Source organism: Ramlibacter sp. bp-362 (assembly GCF_054956735.1).
Window position 1 is genome coordinate 1 of sequence record NZ_JBUDXE010000014.1, and the last position, 17,964, is coordinate 17,964.

Consider the following 17,964-nt stretch of genomic DNA (forward strand, 5'->3'; position numbering starts at 1 on the left):
TACTTACGTGCCCTCATCTTTCTCATCTCGGTCTCCGCAACAGTTCGATTCTGTTGCGTTGACCGGTTGAGACCACCCCCCGCCTGCGCGGGGGTGACGAAGCCCCTTATTTTTTCGCGGGAGCCTTGGCGGCCGGCTTCGCGGCTTCCTTCCCCGCGGCGGCTGGGGCGGCGGCAGCCGGGGCGGCGGCAGCGGCTTCGGCGGTCGTCTCGGCGGACTCTTCGGCCGCGCTCGTCACCACCGACACCAGCACCGGGTTCGGCTTGCCGTGCGTGACGGCCTTCACGCCCTTGGGCAGCGTGATGTCGTTCAGGTGCAGCGTCATGCCCTTCTTCAGGCCGGACAGGTCGACCTCGATGAATTCCGGCAGGTCGGCCGGCAGGCAGGAGATGTCCAGTTCGGTCACGACCGGGTTCACCAGGCAGTGGTCCAGCTTGACGGCCTCGGACTCCTCGGCGCCCTTGTAGTGCACCGGCACCTTCATGTGCAGGCGGGTGTTGGCGTCCACGCGCTGGAAGTCCACGTGCTGGACCTGCTGGCGGAACGGGTGGTACTGCACGTCGCGCAGCAGCACCTTGGAGGTCTTGCCGGCCAGTTCCATCTCGAGGATGGAGGAGTGGAAGGCTTCCTTCTTCAGGGCGTGGAACAGCGCGTTGTGATCGAGCTCGATCAGCTGCGGCTGGCCTTCGCCACCGTACACGATGCCGGGCGTCTTGCCCACGTTGCGGAGACGGCGGCTCGCACCCGTGCCCTGCTTGGCGCGCTCGAAAGCGACGAATTTCATAGAACTCTCCATTCGGGAATCGACCGCGACCAGTGCGATTCCGGTTTCAAAAAGCCTCCGCGAAGGAGGCGCTCAAGGTTCAGAACAGGTTGACCTGGTCCGAGAACAGTTGCATCACCGACTCGCCCTTGGCGATGCGCTGGATCGTCTCGGCGATCAGCGGGGCGACGGACAGCTGGCGGATCTTGGTGCAGCCGCGCGCGGCGTCCGACAGCGGGATGGTGTTGGTCACGACGACCTCGTCGAGGGCCGTGCCCTGGGCGATGCGCTCGATGGCCGGGCCCGAGAAGATCGGGTGGGTGCAGTAGGCGTAGACGTTCTTCGCGCCGCGCTCCTTCAGCACCTCGGCGGCCTTCACCAGCGTGCCGGCCGTGTCGATCATGTCGTCCATGATCACGCAGTTGCGGCCCTCGATCTCGCCGATGACGTGCATGACCTCGCTCACGTTCGCGCGCGGCCGGCGCTTGTCGATGATGGCGAGGTCGGTGTTCAGCTGCTTGGCCAGCGCCCGGGCGCGCACCACGCCGCCGACGTCGGGGGAGACCACGATCAGGTTGTCGTAGTCCTTCTGGCGCAGGTCGCCCAGCAGCACCGGCGAGGCGTAGATGTTGTCGACGGGGATGTCGAAGAAGCCCTGGATCTGGTCGGCGTGCAGGTCCATGGTCAGCACGCGCTGCACGCCCACGGTCTGCAGCAGGTTGGCCACGACCTTGGCCGAGATCGGCACGCGGGTGGAGCGCGGGCGGCGGTCCTGGCGGGCGTAGCCGAAGTAGGGGATCACGGCGCTGATGCGTTCGGCCGAGGCGCGCTTGAGCGCGTCGACCATGATCAGCAGCTCCATCAGGTTCTCGTTGGTCGGCGCGCAGGTGGACTGCACCACGAAGACGTCGCGGGCGCGCACGTTGGTCTTGACCTCCACCGTGACCTCGCCGTCGGAGAAGCGGCCGACGCTGGCCGCCCCGATGGAGATGCCCAGGTGGCTGGCGATTTCCGCGGCCAATGCCGGATTGGCATTGCCGGTGAAGACCATGAAATCAGGGATGGGGGCAGCAGGCTGCATGAGAACGGATGGTTGTGACCCAACTACACGGTTTGGCAGGGGAGGAAGGACTCGAACCCTCGCATGCCGGAATCAAAATCCGGTGCCTTAACCAACTTGGCGACTCCCCTACACAGGTCCGCCGCTGACAGGTCAGCCGCGAACCGAATCGTCGCTGGGTGCCCATCCCACCAGGGGATGAACCTCCATCTTGCCGCATTCCCGCACGGTCCAGGACTCCCGGACCCAGCGCGCCGGAGCCTGCGCCAGGACCTGGCCCGGCGGCAACAGCGCGAAAACCGCGCTGCCCGAGCCCGTCATCCGGGCACGCAAGCCCTGCGAACCCAGCCATTCGACCGCCTCGCCCACCTCGGGGCAAAGCTGCCGGGCCACGGGCTCCAGGTCGTTGTGACCGAAACCCCAGGGATCTGCAGCAAAGCCCGAGATTGTAGCACTGTCGGCGTCGCGTTTCAGCGCGGGGTGCTGGAAGATGTCGCGCGTCGCGAGGCCGCGCGGCGGCTTCACGACGGCGAAGCGCGCCGCCGGCAGCTCGAGCGGCGTGATGCGGTCGCCCACGCCCTCGACCCAGGCGTCGCGGCCGCGCAGGAAGAAGGGCACGTCGGCGCCCAGCGCCAGGCCGATCTTCTCCAGCGCGGCCAGCGGCCAGTCCAGCCTCCAGAGGCGGTTCAGCGCGAGCAGGCAGCTGGCGGCGTCGGAGGAGCCGCCGCCCATGCCGGCTTCCGCCGGCAGGCGCTTGGCGATCGCGATGTGCGCGCCTTCCGCCGTGCCGCTGGCCTGCTGCAGGGCCTGCGCGGCGCGCAGCGTGAGGTCCAGTTCCGGCAAGGGCGCGAGCAGGTCCTCGCGGCTCAGCTTGCCGCCGGGCCGGCGCTCGAAGTGCAGCGTGTCGTGCCAGTCCAGCAGCACGAAGGCGGATTGCAGCAGGTGGTAGCCGTCGGGCCGGCGGCCGGTGACGTGCAGGAAGAGGTTGAGCTTGGCGGGGGCGGCGACCTCGTACAGCGCGCGCATGGCCGCTAGTGGTCGAACACCACCCGCAGGTCGGCCGCCGGCGGCGGCTCGGTGCGGCGGGCGTGCAGCCGGCCTTCGGCGACCTGGCTCACGTCGGCCTGCCAGCCTGCGACGGGCGTGGGCTTGCCGGCCAGCCAGTCGAACAGCGCGGCCACCGGCAGCGGCGCGCCGGTGGCTTCCTCCGCCAGCGCCTCCAGCGAGGGGAATTCGCGCGTCTTGCCGTTGGAGTGCAGGGTGGCCTTGCCGGGGGACCAGGTCAGGAGCGCGACGGTGCCGCCCAGCGGGTTGGCCAGGCGCAGTTCGCCGGCTTCCGGCGCGCCCTTGAGCTCGAAGGTGGACGAGAAGGACTGGTTCGCGCGGCCCTCGACATTCAGCGCGAGCCGGCCGCTCCAGGACTGCACGCCGGCCGGCGTGGGCGTGCGCGGGGGCGTGGCGCAGCCGGCCAGCAGCGCGGCGCAGGCGAGGCCGGCGAACGAGGCGTTCAGGCGGCGGCGGTTCACAGCTTCACCTTGAGGCGTTTCAGGGTTTCGATCAGCGTCTCGTTGTCCGAGCTGAGGAGCATGCCTTCGCGCCAGATGGCCTCGGCCTGCTCGCGCTGGCCGAGCGACCACAGCACCTCGCCGAGGTGGGCGGCGATCTCGGGGTCGGGCCGGTCCTTGTACGCCTGCTGCAGGATGCGCAGCGCCTCGGCCTTGTTGCCCATGCGGAACTCCACCCAGGCGAGGCTGTCGCTGATGAAGGGATCGCCGGGCGCGTATTCCAGCGCCTTCTGGATCAACTGCCTGGCCTCGGGCAGGCGCACGTTGCGTTCGGCGAGCGAGAAGCCGAGCGCGTTGTACGCGTGCTGGTAATCGGGCTTCTTCGCGATCAGCTGGCGCAGCAGCCGCTCCATCTCGTCGAAGCGGCCCATCTTCTCGGCCAGCATCGCCTGGTCGTACAGCAGGTCGACGTCGGCCGGCTCCTTGGCGATGGCGCGCGCGAGCAGGTCGTAGGCGGCCTGGTAGTGCTTGTTGTCGCGCAGCAGCTGCACCTCGGCCAGCAGCTTCATGCGCGCGTCGCCGGGGTTGCGCTCGGGCAGCGCGCGGATCAGCTTGCGCGCGTCCTCCAGCCGGCCCTGGCGCGCCAGGATCGAGGCGCGGCGCGTCTGCGCCTGCACCAGCGCCTGCGGGCTCTCGATGCGATCGAGCCATGCGCTGGCCTGCGCCAGGTCGCCGCGCTTTTCCGCGATCTGCGCGAGCGACAGGAAGGCCTGCGCCTGGGCGCGGTTGCGCTCCTCGCCGGCCGGCTGCGCCTGCGCGAGCTCCAGGTAGCGGCGGATCGCGGCCTCGGCCTGCGGCAGCTGGTTGTCCTGCACCAGCAGCGCGCCCTGCGCGAGCCAGGCCTCGGCGAGGTCCGGCCGCTCGCGCGTGATCGCCTGCAGCTGCTGCAAGGCTTCGGCATGGCGCTGCGCATCGAGCAGGGTGCGCGCGTAGGCCATGCGCATCTCGGCCAGCGGCTGCCCCTGCATGTAGTTGCGCACCAGGTCCTCGGCCTGCGGCTGGCGCGAGTCCATCAGCTCCAGCGCGAGCAGCACGGGCCCCTCGGCTTTCGGATTGAGCGCCTGCCCGCGGCGCGCGGCTTCCAGCGCGCCCGGCGGGTCGCCCGCGGCCAGGCGCAGGCGGCCGACGGTGGTCCACGCGGACGGGCCGGTGGCCGGGTCCTTGAGCGCGTCGGCCAGGGCCTGCTCCACCACCGCGGCGGCGAGCTTCTTGTCGGCGGCGCGCGCGTAGGTGCGCGCCACGGAGGCGATCACGGCGGAGCGGTCCTTGGGGTCGGCCAGCGCGATCTCCGCCTTCAGCGGCTCCGCGCTCTCCGCGATGCGATTGAGCGCGACGAGGATCTGCAGCACGTAGCGGTTGGCCTCGCGCGACTGCGGGAATGCTTCCTTCCACGCGCGCGCGGCCTGCAGCGCGGCCTCGCCGTCGCGCGCCTGGAAGGCGAGCTCCACGGCGCGCTGGTACAGCGAGGGATCGTTGGTCTTGCGCGCCGCGTCCAGGATCAGCGCGAAGCCGGCCGCGGGCTGGTCGCTGCGGACGTTCAGCTCGCCGAGCAGCAGTTGATAGAAAAGTTCGGCGTCCAGGCCGCTGTTGCCGGGTGCGGCCGCGGCGGCCGGACGCATGGTCTGGGCCAGGACCGGGGCGCCCGCGACGGAGGCCGCAAGCAGGGCGGCGGCCAGCGCCGCCTGACGGAATCGCATCATCGAACGATCATAATGCCAAGCCTTTCCGCCCATGCCAGAACTCCCCGAGGTCGAGGTCACGCGCCTGAGTCTTGCCGAGCGCATCGCCGGAGCCCGCATCGAGTCGGTGCGCATGGGCAAGCCGCTGCGCTGGCCGCTGGGCTGCGATCCGGCCGCGCTGGTGGGGCGCACCGTGCTGTCGGTGCGCCGGCGCGGCAAGTACCTGCTGCTCGATCTCGATCGCGGCCTCCTGCTGCTGCACCTGGGCATGTCGGGCAGCCTGCGTTTCGACGCGCCCATGCCGGAGGCGGCGCTGCACGACCACTTCGACCTCGCCACCAGCCGCGGCGTGCTGCGCCTGAACGACCCGCGCCGCTTCGGCGCCGTGGTGTATTGCGACAGCGAGGATGCGCCCGGGGCGGTGAAGCTGCTGGGCGGCCTGGGCGTGGAGCCGCTCACGGAGCACTTCGACCTCGACGCCTTCCATGCCGGCTTGAAGAAGCGCAAGGCGCCGATCAAGCAGGTGCTGCTGGCCGGAGACCTCGTCGTGGGGGTCGGCAACATCTATGCATCGGAGGCGCTGTTCCTGGCGGGGATCCGGCCCACGCTGGCCGCCAACCGCATCAGCCGGCCGCGCGCCGCGCGCCTGCAGGCGGCCATCCGCGACGTCCTGGCCCGCGCCGTGGCCAAGGGCGGCAGCACGCTGAGGGACTTCTCCAACGCCCAGGGGGAATCGGGCTACTTCCAGCTGGAGGCCATGGTGTACGACCGCCAGGGGCAGCCCTGCCGGGTGTGCGGATCTCCCATCCGGATGATCCGGCAGGGCGCGCGCGCAACGTATTTCTGCCCTGTGTGCCAGAAGTCCTGAGGGGAAAAAGCCGCCGATGCTATAGTGAATCAGAGGACTCGGGGGCTCGGTGGCTACTTCATTCAACGAACAGTTCGACCAGCACGGCGCCTGGCGGCGCGAGTTCGCGCTGCGCCTGAAGCTGCTGTCGGAGTGGCTGAAGGACCACGACCTGATCGACAGCGCGGTCGAAGAACGCTTGCGCCGCCTCGAGGGGCAGATGCGCTCCGACAAGGTGATGGTCGCCTTCGTCGCGGAGTTCTCGCGCGGCAAGTCGGAGCTGATCAACGCGATCTTCTTCGCAGGCTACAAGCGCCGCATCATGCCGGCGAGCGCCGGGCGCACGACCATGTGCCCCACCGAGCTGGGCTACGACGCCGAGGTGCCGCCCTGCCTGCGCCTGCTGCCGATCGAGACGCGCCTGCAGACGCAGCCGCTGATGGAATGGCGCATGGTGCCGGAGAAGTGGCACCGGCTGGACCTCGACGTGAACGACCCCGCGCAGCTCGCGCAGGCCTTCGAGAAGGTCTCGGAGGTGCGCCGCGTCACCGTCGACGAGGCGCGCGCCCTGGGCTTCTGGCACGACGACGCGCCGGAAGACAACCCCATGCAGGGGCCCGACAAGCTGGTCGAGGTCCCCAAGTGGCGCCACGCCCTGATCAACATCGCCCACCCGCTGCTGAAGCAGGGGCTGGTGATCCTGGACACCCCCGGCCTGAACGCCATCGGCGCCGAGCCCGAACTGACGGTCAACCTGATCCCGCAGGCGCATGCCGTGGTGTTCATCCTGGCCGCCGACACCGGCGTGACCAAGTCCGACCTCGCGATCTGGCGCGAGCACCTGATCGCCGAGGACAACGAGGCCGACTCCCGCCTGGTCGTCCTGAACAAGATCGACACGATGTGGGACGCCCTGTCCACGCCGGCGCAGGTGCAGGCGCAGATCGACCGCCAGCGCCGCTCCACGGCGGACATCCTGGGCCTGCAGGAGCACCAGGTGATCCCGGTGTCGGGCCAGAAGGGCCTGGTCGCCAAGGTCAACAACAACGCCGAACTGCTCAAGGTGAGCCAGCTGCCGGTGCTGGAACAGGCGCTCGCCCACGGCGTGCTGGGGCAGCGGCAGAAGATCCTGCGCGCCGCCGTCGGCACCAACATCGGCGAGCTGCGCACCGAGGCCACGCGCGTGCTGGGCATCCGCCGCCGCGACCTCGCCGAGCAGATGGTGGAGCTCAAGGGCCTGCGCGGCAAGAACACCTCCGTCATCAGGCACATGCGCGCGCGCATCGAGCAGGAGCAGGCCGACTTCGACGCCAGCGGCGCCAAGATCCACGCGGTGCGCTCGGTGCACCTGAGGCTTCTGCGCGACGTGTTCGACCTGCTGGGCACGGCCACGCTCAAGACCGAGATGACGGAGCTCACGACGGCGCTGCGCACCCCCGGCCTGAAGCTGGGCGTGCGCAAGGCCTATGGCCGCACCTTCGACCGTCTGCGCGAGGGCCTGCGCAAGGCCGAGAAGGTGAGCGCCGAGATCCAGACCATGCTGACGGGCACCTTCCGCCAGCTGAACGCCGAATACGGCTTCTCGCTGCAGGCGCCGCGCGAACCCGACCTCGCCCGCTACGAACGCGACCTCGACCTCGTCGAGCGCAGCCACAACCAGTACCTGGGGGTGAGCAACGCGCTCAAGCTGGCGCAGCCCGAGTTCGCCGACCGGCTGGTGCGCGCGCTCGCCACGCGCCTGCGCGTGATCTACGAGTCGGCGCTGGGCGAGGTGGAGCTGTGGAACAAGTCCGCCGCCGCGCAGCTCGACGCGCAGCTGCGCGAACGCCGCCGCAACTTCGGCCGCCGGCTGGAGGCGATCGAGCGCATCCAGCAGGCCGCGAGCGGGCTCGACGACCGCATCGCCGAGATCGCCTCGCAGGAGGCCGCGCTCGACCTGCTCGACGCCAAGCTGGCCGAACTCACCGCCCACCTGACCGACACGCCGCTGCTGCGCGCGCAGGCGGCGGAGCCCGCGCTCAGGACGGCATGAGCCCTGGTTTGCCGGCCGGCTTCGCCGGCCGCGTGATCCGCTGGCAGGAAACGCACGGGCGCAACACGCTGCCCTGGCAGCAGACCCGCGACCCGTACCGCGTCTGGCTCTCGGAAATCATGCTGCAGCAGACGCAGGTGGCGGCCGTGCTGGGCTACTACGAACGCTTCCTCGCGCGCTTTCCCGACGTGCAATCGCTGGCCGCCGCGCCGCTGGACGACGTGCTGGCGCTGTGGAGCGGCCTGGGCTACTACAGCCGCGCGCGCAACCTGCATCGCTGCGCGCAGGACGTCGTGGCGCTGCACGGCGGCGCCTTCCCGCGGACGGCGGCGGTGCTGGCCACGCTGCCCGGCATCGGGCCTTCCACGGCCGCGGCGATCGCCGCCTTCTGCTTCGGCGAGCGCGCGGCCATCCTGGACGGCAACGTGAAGCGCGTGCTCACGCGCGTGCTCGGTTTCGGCGAGGACCTTGCCGTCGCCGCCCACGAGCGCACGCTGTGGGACCACGCGCGCGCGCTGCTGCCCGCGCGCGAACTGCGGGAGAACATGCCTCGCTACACGCAGGGGCTGATGGACCTGGGCGCGACGGTGTGCCTGCCGCGCAACCCGAGCTGCCTGCTGTGCCCGGTGCAGCCGCAATGCGCCGCGGCGCGCGAAGGGCGTCCCGAGGCTTACCCGGTGAAGACGCGCAAGCTGAAGCGCACGGCCGAATCGCTCTGGCTGCTGCACGCGCAGGCCGGCGACGGCTCGGTGTGGCTGCAGAAGCGGCCGACGCCGGGCGTGTGGGCGGGGCTCTACTGCCTGCCGGTGTTCGGCAGCCGCGACGCGCTGGAGGAGGCGCTGCCGCGACCGGCCCGCCGCCGCCTGCGGGAGGTCGAGCCCTTCGTGCACGTGCTCACGCACAAGGACCTGCACCTGCATCCGGTGCAGGCGGTGCTGCCGGCGGGGTGGGCGGGCGCGGAGGGCGCGTGGTTCGGGGCGGGGGAGTGGCCGGGACTGGGGCTGCCGGCGCCGGTGAGGCGCCTTCTGGAACAAGACTTGTCATTGCGGCCTTGAGCCGCAATCCATCGGCGAGTGGCACTGCGCCACCGTGGATCCTGGGTCAAGCCCGGGATGACAATTTGTGCGCCCGGGATGACAGTCAGATCTCCCGGTGCCTTTTCAGCGTCGTCCACCGGTCCCCGAACTCCTCCGCCAGCCTTTCCACCAGGTACACCGAGCGGTGCTGCCCCCCGGTGCAGCCGATGGCCACCGTGACGTAGCTGCGCTGGTTGCGCGCCAGCGGCTCCAGCCAGTGGTCCAGGAAGGCGGCGATGTCGGCGAACATCTCCTCGACTTCCGCGTGCTGGCGCAGGTAGTCCGCCACCGGGGCGTCCAGGCCGGTCAGGTCCTTCAGCTCCGGCTCGTAGTGCGGGTTGGGCAGCATGCGCACGTCGAACACGTAGTCCGCGTCGACCGGGATGCCGCGCTTGTACGAGAAGGACTGGAAGACGAGCGTCAGCTGCGCGAGCGGCGCCGACAGCAGCGACTTCACGTATTCCTGCAGCTGCGCCGCGCGCAGCACGCTGGTGTCGATCACGTGGGCGCGCTGGCGCAGTTCGCCGAGCAGCTCGCGTTCCAGCTCGATCGCCTCCACCACGGCGCGGTGCTCGTCGCCGTCGTTCTCGGCCGCCGTGCGCGAAAGCGGGTGGCGGCGGCGCGTCTCGGAGAAGCGGCGCACCAGCGTGTCGGTGGTGGCGTCGAGGAACAGCGGCCGCACGGCGACGCCCTGGCGCACCAGTTCGTCGAGGTGCTCGGGGACCTGGGGCAGGGCGTTGGCGCTGCGCACGTCCATGGCGATGGCGACGCGGCGCCGGCCGTTGGCTTCCTCCAGCCGGACGAACTGCAGCAGCAGCTCCGGCGGCAGGTTGTCCACGCAGAAGTAGCCGGCGTCTTCCAGCGCCCGCAGCGCCACGGACTTGCCGGAGCCGGACATGCCGGTGATGAGGACGAGCTCCAGCGCCATGGTCGCCTCCTCAGCTGCCCGCCGCCGCGGCGTCGGCCAGCATTTCCTTGGCGTGCGCGAGCGTCGTGCCCGACAGGCGCTCGCCACCGAGCATGCGCGCGACCTCGGCCACGCGCTGCTCGCCCTGCACGGCCGCGACGCTGCTGCTGACGCCGCCTTGCTGCGCCCGCTTGGCCACCACCAGGTGGTGGTCGGCGCACGCGGCCACCTGCGGCAGGTGCGTCACGGCGAGCACCTGCCGGTCGCGCCCCAGCTGTTTCATCAGGCGGCCCACCGTCTCCGCGACGGCGCCGCCGACGCCGGAATCGACCTCGTCGAAGATCAGCGTCTGCGCCTCGCCCAGGCGGCTGGTGGTCACCGCGATCGCCAGCGCGATGCGCGAGAGCTCGCCGCCGGACGCGACCTTGCCGACGGGGCGCGGCGTGCTCCCTGCATGGCCCGCGACGAGGAAGGCGACGTCCTCCAGGCCGTACGCGGACGGCTCGTCCGCCTTCTCCAGCGCGACCTCGAAGCGCCCGCCCTGCATGCCCAGCCCCTGCATCGCCTGCGTGACGGCCTTCGCCAGCTGCGGCGCCGCCTTGGCGCGCGCGCGGGACAGCGACTTCGCTTCGGCGAGGAAGGCTTCGTGTTCCTTCTTCTCCGCCGTTTCCAGCGCCGCGAGGTCCGCCGCCGCGTCGAGCCGCGCGAGTTCGTCCTTCCACGCGGCGAGCAGCGCCGGCAGTTCCGCCGGCTGGCGCTTGTAGCGGCGCGCCAGCGACAGCCAGGAACCCATGCGCTCGTCCAGTTCCGCCAGGCGCTCGGGGTCGAGGTCGGTCTTGCGCAGGTAGGCCTGCAGCGAATGCGCGGCGTCTTCCAACTGCGCGAGGCTGGAGGCGAGCACCTCCGCGATGTCGCGGAAGCGCGGCTCCAGGTGCTCCTGGCCGCGCAGCGCGTCGAGCGCCTGGGCGAGGCCCTGGCGGGCGCCGCCTTCGTCGCCGTCGAGGAGCTGCTGCGCGCCGTTCGCCGCATCGAGCAGCGCCTGGGCGTGCGACAGGCGCGTGTGGCTGGCGTTCAGTTCGTCCCACTCGTCCGCGCCCGGCGCGAGCTTGTCGACCTCGCCGATCTGCCAGGCGAGGCGCTCGCGTTCGCGCTGCAGCGAATCCTGCGCGGCCCGCGCGTCGGCCAGCGTCTTCTGCGCGGCGCGCCAGCTGCCCCACAGCTGCTGCAGCTTCGCGGTGTCCACGCCGGCATAGCCATCGAGCAGCGCGCGCACGGAGGCCGGGCGGGTGAGGCTCTGCCAGGCGTGCTGGCCGTGGATGTCGACCAGCAGTTCACCCGCCTCACGCAGCTGCGTGGCCGTGGCGGCGCTGCCGTTGATCCAGGCGCGGCTCTTGCCCTGGCTGTCCACCGTGCGGCGCAGCAGCAGCGTGTCGCCGCCGTCGAAACCCGCCTCTTCGAGCCAGGGCGCGAGCGCCGGGGGGAGGTCGAACTCGGCGCTGATCTCGGCCCGGGCCGCGCCCTCGCGCACGACCGTCGCCTCGGCGCGGGCACCCAGGGCCAGCTGCAGCGCATCGACCAGGATGGACTTGCCGGCGCCCGTTTCGCCGGTGAGCACGGAAAAGCCCCCGGCGAGCTCCAGCTCGAGCTCGCGGACGATCACGAAATCGCGCAGCGCAATGCGTTTCAGGCTCACGTCGCACCCTCGTTCCAGTGGAGCTTCCTGCGCAGGGTGTCGAAATAGGTCCACCCGCGGGGATGGAGGAATCGTACCTTGTGCTCGGAGCGGCGCACTGTGATCCGGTCACCATGCAGCAGCGACGCGAGCGACTGCATGTCGAAGTTGGCGCTGGCATCGCGGCCGGAGACCAGTTCGAAGGTGATCTCCACCGCGTCGGGCAGCACGATCGGCCGGTTGGACAGGGTGTGCGGCGCGATCGGCACCAGCACCCAGCCCGGGTTCGACGGGTGCAGCAGCGGCCCGCCGGCCGACAGCGCATAGGCCGTGGAGCCGGTGGGCGACGCGACGATCAGGCCGTCGGCGCGCTGGTTGGCGACGAAGCGGCCGTCGATCTCGACGCGCAGTTCCACCATGCCGGAGGTCGCGCCGCGGTTGACGACGACGTCGTTCATTGCCAGCGCGTCGAACACCGGCTGGCCGTCGCGCACGACCTGCGCGTGCATCAGCGTGCGGTGGTCCTCCTCGTACTCGCCCGCCAGCATGGGCGGCAGCACGGAGCGGTAGTCGTCCAGCGCGATGTCGGTGATGAAGCCCAGGCGGCCCTGGTTGATGCCGATCAGGGGCACGCCGTGGCGCGCGAACTGGCGGCCCACGCCCAGCATGGTGCCGTCGCCGCCGACCACGAGCCCGAGGTCGCACTGCGTGCCCATCGTGGCAACATCGGCCGTGGGGTGGCCCGTGATGCCGGCGACGGCGGCAGTGTCGCGCTCCACGACGACCCGGCAGCCCTGGGCCGTGAGGAATTCCGCGATGTCTTCCAGCGCCGCGCGCATCGACGCGGCCAGCGGCGGGGCCACCGCGGCGTGGTACTTGCCGATGAGGGCGACCTGCCGGAAGATGGGATTCATCGGCAAATTACATCATTAAAATCAGGCAGCTGGCCCCACCCTTCCCAATGAAGCTCGACGACCGCGCCAAGGTGTTGTTGAAAGCCCTGATCGAGCGCTACATCGCCGAAGGGCAGCCCGTGGGCTCGCGCACGCTGTCGCGGGCCTCGGGGCTCGAGCTGTCGCCGGCCACCATCCGCAACGTGATGTCCGACCTGGAGGAGCTGGGGCTGGTGGCCAGCCCGCACACCTCCGCCGGCCGCGTGCCCACCGCGCGCGGCTACCGGCTCTTCGTCGACACCATGCTGACGGCCCGCCGCGAGGAATTCGCGGCGCCCTCGCTGCCGGCGGACCAGCCGCAGAAGGTGATCGCGCACGCGGCGCAGATGCTGTCGAACCTGTCGCAGTTCGTGGGGGTGGTGGTGGCGCCGCGGCGCAGCTCGGTGTTCCGCCACATCGAGTTCCTGCGCCTGTCGGAGCGGCGCTTCCTGGTGATCATCGTCTCGCCCGAGGGGGACGTGCAGAACCGCGTGGTCCACACGCCGGCCGACTACACCCAGGCGCAGCTGGCCGAGGCCGCCAACTACCTCAACGCGAACTACTCGGGGCTCACCATCGAGGAAGTGCGCGAGCGCCTCAAGGGCGAGGTGGAGCGGCTGCGCAGCGAGATCGTCACGCTGATGCAGACGGCCGTGGAGGCGAGCTCCGAGGCCATGCAGCAGGACCAGGAGGAGGTGGTGATCTCCGGCGAGCGCAACCTGCTGGCCGTGAGCGACTTCGCCAGCGACATGACCCACCTGCGGCACGCGTTCGAGCTGTTCGAGCAGAAGACGCAGCTGATGCGCCTGCTGGACGTCTCCAGCCAGGCCGACGGCGTGCGCATCTTCATCGGCGGCGAAAGCCACATCGTGCCCTTCGAGGAACTCTCCGTCGTGAGCGCCCCCTACGAGGTGGACGGCCAGGTGGTCGGCACGCTGGGCGTGATCGGGCCCACGCGCATGGCCTACGACAGGATGATCCAGATCGTGGACATCACGTCGCGGCTCGTCACCAACGCGCTGAGCCACAACAAGTAGCCGCCGGGCCGCGGTGGGGCACCGCCGGGCGCGCGCGGAGCGCTTGCGCAACAAGTAGACTTCCGGCCGATTGACATCGGCTCCGCGCGCGCGAACACTGCGCCACCTTCGAACAACGAGAACCATGCAGTTCAAGACAAGAACAGCGGCCGCATCGCTCGGCCTGGCCCTCGCGGCCCTGCTGTCCGCCTGCGGCGGCGGCGCAGACGACGACTCCCTGGCCGCTGCGGCCGGCACCTATGCGGGGACGACGAGCACCCAGCGTGCCATCGACGGACTCGTGCTCGCCGACGGGAGCTACTACCTCCTTTATTCCGCCACGGGCGACGCGACCGTCGTCGGCGGCGCGGTGCAGGGCACGGGAACGCTGGACGCCGGCCGCTTCGCCTCCGCGGACGCCCTGGAGTTCAGCGCCGAGGGCGCGGGACTGAAGCCCGGCGCGCTGGCGGCCACGCTCGCGGCCGGCAGCCGCTTCGACGGGACCTTCACGCCCGCCAGCGGCACGGGCTTCGATTTCGCCGCGGACGCCGTCGCCGCCAGCGGTTTCGCGCGCCGCCCGGCGACGCTCGCTTCCCTGGCGGGCAGCTACACCGGCCAGGCGGGCTTCCCCCTGGGCGTGCGGCCCGCGACGTTCACGGTCGCGGCGAACGGCGCGGTCAGCAGCAGCATCAACGGCTGCGCCATCGGCGGCACGGCCACCCCGCGCGGCGACGCCGACGCGTACGACCTCACGATCTCCTTCGGCCCCGCGCCCTGCGCCTACCCGGGCGCCAGCTTCTCCGGCGTGGCCTGGCTGCGGCCCGGCACGGGCCGCCTATACGCCGTCGCGCGCAACGAGCCGAGCAAGATGAGCGTGATCTTCGGCGGCGACCGCGACTGACCTGCCTTGCTCCCTCCCCCTCTGGGGGAGGGCTGGGGTGGGGGCAGCGAGCCACCTACAATCGCCGCCTGGCCGGGCCGTTAGCTCAGTTGGTCAGAGCAGGGGACTCATAATCCCTTGGTCGCAGGTTCAAGTCCTGCACGGCCTACCACCGCGAGCGCGCCGCGCTCCGCGCGCCTCCCGCTCAGATTTGCTCAGATTTCCCCCGCTGGCCCTCCCTATCATGGGTGTCCACCAGCCATGCCCACCTGCATGAACCAGAGCCAGCCCGCCTCCACCCCGGCGCGTGCGCCCACCGGCCGGGTGCCGCTTTCCGGCAGCCTGGTCCTCCTGGTCGATGATTCCTCCCAGACCCGCGAATTGCTGCGCGACCTGCTCGAACGCGCCGGGCACCGCGTGGAGGAAGTGGCGGACGCGGAGCAGGCGCTGCGGGCCCTGAAGGCGCGCCGCTTCGACTTGGTGGTCTCCGACGTGCAGATGCCCCGGCTCGATGGCGTGGGCCTCACGCGGGCGATCCGCAGCGATCCGGCCCTCGCGCAACTGCCCGTGGTGCTGGTGACCTCCGCCGTTTCCTCGTCCGGCCGCCAGAGCGGGTTGGAGGCGGGCGCCGACGCCTATCTCTCCAAGGGAAGCTTCGACCCGGCGGACCTGGCGGGCCTGGCCCGCCCGTTCGCGTGAAGCGTCAGGCGCAGATCTCGATGCGCTGGTACACGCGGTAGCCCACCGATCGCACGGTGCTGATCGGCAGCTTCAGCCCGCTGGCTTCTTCCACCTTGCGCCGCAGGCGCCGCATCTGCGTGTCGAGCCGGCGCTGGTCGTACTGCAGGTAGTCCTCGCCCAGCGCGGCCACGATCGCTTCGCGGTGGACGCAGTCGCTGCCGGTCGCCAGGGCCTTGAGCACGGTGTAGTCCTGCGCCGAAAGCGGAATGGGCCCGCGGCCCGGCGGGAACAGCCGCGGGGGCGCGCCGGAGAGGCGCCAGTGGCACACGGGCGCCACCACGGGATCGAGGGTCTCGGCCATCGCCGCCGACTGGCTTCGGTCCGTGATGTCGCGCGCGATCGCCACGCGCACGCCGTCCTGCGGCGACCAGCGCGCGGACCACATGATGTGGACCAGCGAACCGTCCTTGCGCACGTAGCGGTTCTCGAAGTGCCGCTGCAGGTAGCCGGACATGACGCGGTCCACGGCCTGCAGCGTGCGGGGCCGGTCCTCGGCGTAGACGAAGCCGATCATGGGCCGGCCGACCATCTCCTCGGGCCGGTAGCCGAAGATGCGTTCGCAGGCGCCGCGGATCGAAAGGAAGCGGCCCTGGGCGTCGACGACGCAGATCGCGTCGAGCAGCAGGTCCGCCAGGTCGTCGGCGGCGGGCTGGGGGGAGGCGGGAGCGGAGGCGGTCTGGAGCATGGCCGGGTTCATTGGCCCATGTGGACCCACTGGTCCTCCGGGAGCAGGTCGAGGAATTCGGAGATTTCCTGCAGCAGCCCGTGGCGAGCGGCCCATTCCACCTGGTCGCGCACGCGGATGCGCTTCGCGAGCGGCGGCGTCCTCCGGAATTCGACGCCGGCCATGGCGGCCGGCGCGTCCGCCTCGCCCGCCTGCACCAGCAGGGCATGCAGCCGCTGCCACTGCGGTTCGACCGGGCAGATGCGGTTGAATCGCCGCGCCTGGGCCATCACGTCATCCACGGAGAGGCTGCCGCCGGCCGGCGATCCGGCGCCCGCGAGCGGCGCGAGCGCGGAGGGCGTGGTCCTGGAGAAGCTGGCCGCCTGCTGCGCTTCCAGCTGCAGGAACATCTTCCACGTGGTTTCGCTGTTGCTCTCCACGACCTCCGGCAGGGGCCCCAGGTCGGCGAGCACCGAGGTCTTGGGGCGGAAGTCCCACTGGTCGTCCATCGTTCTGTATCTCTCGCTGCTTCTTTCGCAGGAGTTTCCAGCACGGCCGGGCAGCGATCCAGTGGGGATCGGCTTAAACCGCAGGATTGACCGGTAGGGTGCCGCCCTCACGGGCATCTGCACACTTTGTCACGGAATCCGGCCGCCGGCGCGCGAACGGCTGACGGGCGGCGCGCGAAAGCGTGATGAACGGCACAGAAACGCGGTGATCGCCATTTGACGGATGAGCTCGCCATGGACGACCCTCGCTCGGTCCTGTTTCGAAAGGTTTCTCCATGCAGATCCAGCACCGCGCCCCCGCGGCCTTCGCCAAGGCCTGTGCCGCCTTGTTCGCCACTGTCCTGCTCGCCTCCTGCGGCGGCGGCGACCCGTATGCCGGCCTGTGGACCGGGACCATGGGCTCCGACCGGGAAGTGAACGCCATCGTCCTGGGAGACGGCTCGTACTACATGCTCTATTCGCAGGCCGGGAAGCCCGACGCGGTGGCCGGCCTGGTGGCGGGCACCGCCGACTTCCACGGCGCGAAGCTCACCTCCACCGACGGCCTCGACTACAACTGGGAGGTCCCCATGCTCCCCAGCAAGCCGGTGAGCCTGTCGGCTCGCCTGAGCCCGCGCATGTCGGTGGCCGGTTCGGTCGACGCGCAGCGCCAGTTCAGCCTCACCTACGACAAGGACCTCGACGGCGACGCCCGCCTCTCCGACCTGGTCGGCGCGTTCGACGGCAACGCGATGTTCGCCCTGGGCACGCGCCCCGGCACCTTCACGGTCACCGCCAAGGGCGAGGTCAGCACCAGCATCAACGGCTGCCCGATCACGGGCACCGTCGCGCCGCGCGGCGACGCCAACGCCTTCGACCTCACGCTGACCTTCGGCGGATTCCCCTGCGTCTTCCCGGGCGCGGTGTTCGAGGGCGTGGCCGTCTACCGCGAGGAGCAGCGCCGGCTCGATGCCGCCGTGATCAACAAGCCCTTCGGGCAGGCGATCGCCTTCATCGGCACGAAGCGCTGATGCGCTGAAGCGCGGCGGCGCGCTCTCAGTCGAGCGTCGTCGAGCGCGTGTGCGAGCTGGTCGTGCTCGCCCAGCGCGAGCGCACCGGCTTGCTGCCGGTCGCGAACTTGCAGGCCCGCGGCACGTCCTTGCCGCGGCGGCGCGCCGCCAGCAGCGCGTCGAGTTCGGAACGCAGGTTCACGATGCGGCGGTGTCCCTCGTGCAGGTGGCCCACGGCCTCGTCCAGCGCGGCGAGCGAGTTGCCGCCGGTGCGCGCCGCGGCCTCGGCCTGCTGGCGGCAATGCTCGGTCTGGCGCGAGAAGTCCATCAGGTCCGAGCGATCCGGCAGGTCGACCAGGTCGATCTGGATGGACTCGGCGACCTCCATGATCTCGGCCGCGAGCCGCTCCGCGTGCAGGCGCGTGACCGCGCGCCGGCGACGGTGCGTGAGCGCCAGCGACGCGAGTTCCAGCGGCCGCGAGGCGGCGTCCACCAACCACGCCATGGCTGCATGCATGAAGTTCACCGGGCCCTGTCCTTTCCGAGTCCTGTTGGGGCGGATTCTGCGTTGCGCTCGCCGCCTGGGCGCGTACGCGCAACTGCCCCTGTCAACTTGATCACGGTTACCTGAT

18 protein-coding genes and 2 tRNA genes are annotated in these 17,964 nt (G+C 70.8%); 8 read left to right on the top strand and 12 right to left on the bottom strand.

The features are described from left to right. Positions 1–106: 106 nt before the first annotated feature. The 6 genes from ACY0MJ_RS17785 to ACY0MJ_RS17810 form a co-directional block, all read right to left on the bottom strand. Complete coding sequence (locus ACY0MJ_RS17785) at positions 107–784, bottom strand: 50S ribosomal protein L25/general stress protein Ctc (protein WP_462639873.1); 678 nt, start codon at positions 782–784, stop codon at positions 107–109. Positions 785–863: 79 nt separating this feature from the next. Next, positions 864–1,844 carry a ribose-phosphate pyrophosphokinase gene (locus tag ACY0MJ_RS17790; RefSeq protein ID WP_462639874.1) on the bottom strand — a complete coding sequence of 327 codons (981 nt, stop codon included), beginning with the start codon at positions 1,842–1,844 and terminating at the stop codon, positions 864–866. 33 nt (positions 1,845–1,877) lie between these two features. After that, positions 1,878–1,954: transfer RNA gene (locus ACY0MJ_RS17795), tRNA-Gln, on the bottom strand. Positions 1,955–1,976: 22 nt separating this feature from the next. Beyond that, the gene (gene ispE, locus ACY0MJ_RS17800) at positions 1,977–2,849 is read right to left on the bottom strand and encodes a 4-(cytidine 5'-diphospho)-2-C-methyl-D-erythritol kinase (RefSeq protein ID WP_462639875.1); all 873 of its coding nucleotides are present in this window, start codon (positions 2,847–2,849) and stop codon (positions 1,977–1,979) included. Positions 2,850–2,854: 5 nt separating this feature from the next. Then, positions 2,855–3,349: an outer membrane lipoprotein LolB gene (locus ACY0MJ_RS17805; RefSeq protein WP_462639876.1), complete on the bottom strand. Its 495-nt coding sequence runs from the start codon at positions 3,347–3,349 to the stop codon at positions 2,855–2,857. Further along, positions 3,346–5,088: a tetratricopeptide repeat protein gene (locus ACY0MJ_RS17810; protein WP_462639877.1), complete on the bottom strand. Its 1,743-nt coding sequence runs from the start codon at positions 5,086–5,088 to the stop codon at positions 3,346–3,348. The genes ACY0MJ_RS17805 and ACY0MJ_RS17810 overlap by 4 nt, the downstream gene beginning before the upstream one ends. 31 nt (positions 5,089–5,119) lie before the next feature. Here ACY0MJ_RS17810 and mutM point away from each other — a divergent pair, with 31 nt between their 5' ends. From mutM to mutY, 3 genes are read left to right on the top strand one after another with little or no spacing between them, the layout of a single operon-like run. After that, entirely contained in the window at positions 5,120–5,935 is an 816-nt protein-coding gene (mutM, locus tag ACY0MJ_RS17815) for a bifunctional DNA-formamidopyrimidine glycosylase/DNA-(apurinic or apyrimidinic site) lyase (protein ID WP_462639878.1), read from the top strand. Between the two features lie 49 nt (positions 5,936–5,984). Further along, on the top strand, positions 5,985–7,946 hold the full coding sequence (locus tag ACY0MJ_RS17820; RefSeq protein WP_462639879.1) for a dynamin family protein: 1,962 nt from the start codon (positions 5,985–5,987) through the stop codon (positions 7,944–7,946). Next, positions 7,943–9,001, top strand: coding sequence for an A/G-specific adenine glycosylase (mutY, locus tag ACY0MJ_RS17825; RefSeq protein WP_462639880.1), 1,059 nt, complete (start codon positions 7,943–7,945; stop codon positions 8,999–9,001). The genes ACY0MJ_RS17820 and mutY overlap by 4 nt, the downstream gene beginning before the upstream one ends. An 85-nt stretch (positions 9,002–9,086) precedes the next feature. Here the strand turns inward: mutY and rapZ are convergent, their stop codons facing one another. The 3 genes from rapZ to ACY0MJ_RS17840 are packed head-to-tail and all read right to left on the bottom strand — an operon-like array spanning position 9,087 to position 12,515. Then, the gene (rapZ, locus tag ACY0MJ_RS17830; RefSeq protein ID WP_462639881.1) at positions 9,087–9,950 is read right to left on the bottom strand and encodes an RNase adapter RapZ; all 864 of its coding nucleotides are present in this window, start codon (positions 9,948–9,950) and stop codon (positions 9,087–9,089) included. A 10-nt stretch (positions 9,951–9,960) separates the two neighbouring features. Further along, positions 9,961–11,622 carry a DNA repair protein RecN gene (gene recN / locus ACY0MJ_RS17835; RefSeq protein WP_462639882.1) on the bottom strand — a complete coding sequence of 554 codons (1,662 nt, stop codon included), beginning with the start codon at positions 11,620–11,622 and terminating at the stop codon, positions 9,961–9,963. Further along, positions 11,619–12,515 carry an NAD kinase gene (locus ACY0MJ_RS17840; RefSeq protein WP_462639883.1) on the bottom strand — a complete coding sequence of 299 codons (897 nt, stop codon included), beginning with the start codon at positions 12,513–12,515 and terminating at the stop codon, positions 11,619–11,621. The genes recN and ACY0MJ_RS17840 overlap by 4 nt, the downstream gene beginning before the upstream one ends. A gap of 47 nt (positions 12,516–12,562) precedes the next feature. Between ACY0MJ_RS17840 and hrcA the strand changes: the two genes are divergently transcribed. From hrcA to ACY0MJ_RS17860, 4 genes are all read left to right on the top strand, one after another. Continuing rightward, on the top strand, positions 12,563–13,570 hold the full coding sequence (gene hrcA, locus ACY0MJ_RS17845; protein WP_462639884.1) for a heat-inducible transcriptional repressor HrcA: 1,008 nt from the start codon (positions 12,563–12,565) through the stop codon (positions 13,568–13,570). Between the two features lie 124 nt (positions 13,571–13,694). After that, entirely contained in the window at positions 13,695–14,450 is a 756-nt protein-coding gene (locus ACY0MJ_RS17850; protein WP_462639885.1) for a hypothetical protein, read from the top strand. 74 nt (positions 14,451–14,524) lie between these two features. Beyond that, positions 14,525–14,601: transfer RNA gene (locus ACY0MJ_RS17855), tRNA-Ile, on the top strand. An 89-nt stretch (positions 14,602–14,690) separates the two neighbouring features. Then, on the top strand, positions 14,691–15,128 hold the full coding sequence (locus ACY0MJ_RS17860; protein WP_462639886.1) for a response regulator: 438 nt from the start codon (positions 14,691–14,693) through the stop codon (positions 15,126–15,128). Between the two features lie 4 nt (positions 15,129–15,132). Here the strand turns inward: ACY0MJ_RS17860 and ACY0MJ_RS17865 are convergent, their stop codons facing one another. After that, positions 15,133–15,855, bottom strand: coding sequence for a PAS domain S-box protein (locus ACY0MJ_RS17865; RefSeq protein ID WP_462639887.1), 723 nt, complete (start codon positions 15,853–15,855; stop codon positions 15,133–15,135). An 8-nt stretch (positions 15,856–15,863) separates the two neighbouring features. Then, a complete protein-coding gene (locus tag ACY0MJ_RS17870) occupies positions 15,864–16,343 on the bottom strand; it encodes a hypothetical protein (RefSeq protein ID WP_462639888.1) in 480 nt (159 codons plus the stop codon). A 275-nt stretch (positions 16,344–16,618) separates the two neighbouring features. On the opposite strand from ACY0MJ_RS17870, the gene ACY0MJ_RS17875 reads away from it, so the two are divergent. Then, on the top strand, positions 16,619–17,353 hold the full coding sequence (locus ACY0MJ_RS17875; protein ID WP_462639889.1) for a hypothetical protein: 735 nt from the start codon (positions 16,619–16,621) through the stop codon (positions 17,351–17,353). 25 nt (positions 17,354–17,378) lie between these two features. On the opposite strand, the gene ACY0MJ_RS17880 is transcribed toward ACY0MJ_RS17875, so the two are convergent. Then, positions 17,379–17,849, bottom strand: a complete 471-nt coding sequence (locus ACY0MJ_RS17880; protein ID WP_462639890.1) for a hypothetical protein — start codon at positions 17,847–17,849, stop codon at positions 17,379–17,381. Positions 17,850–17,964: the final 115 nt, after the last annotated feature.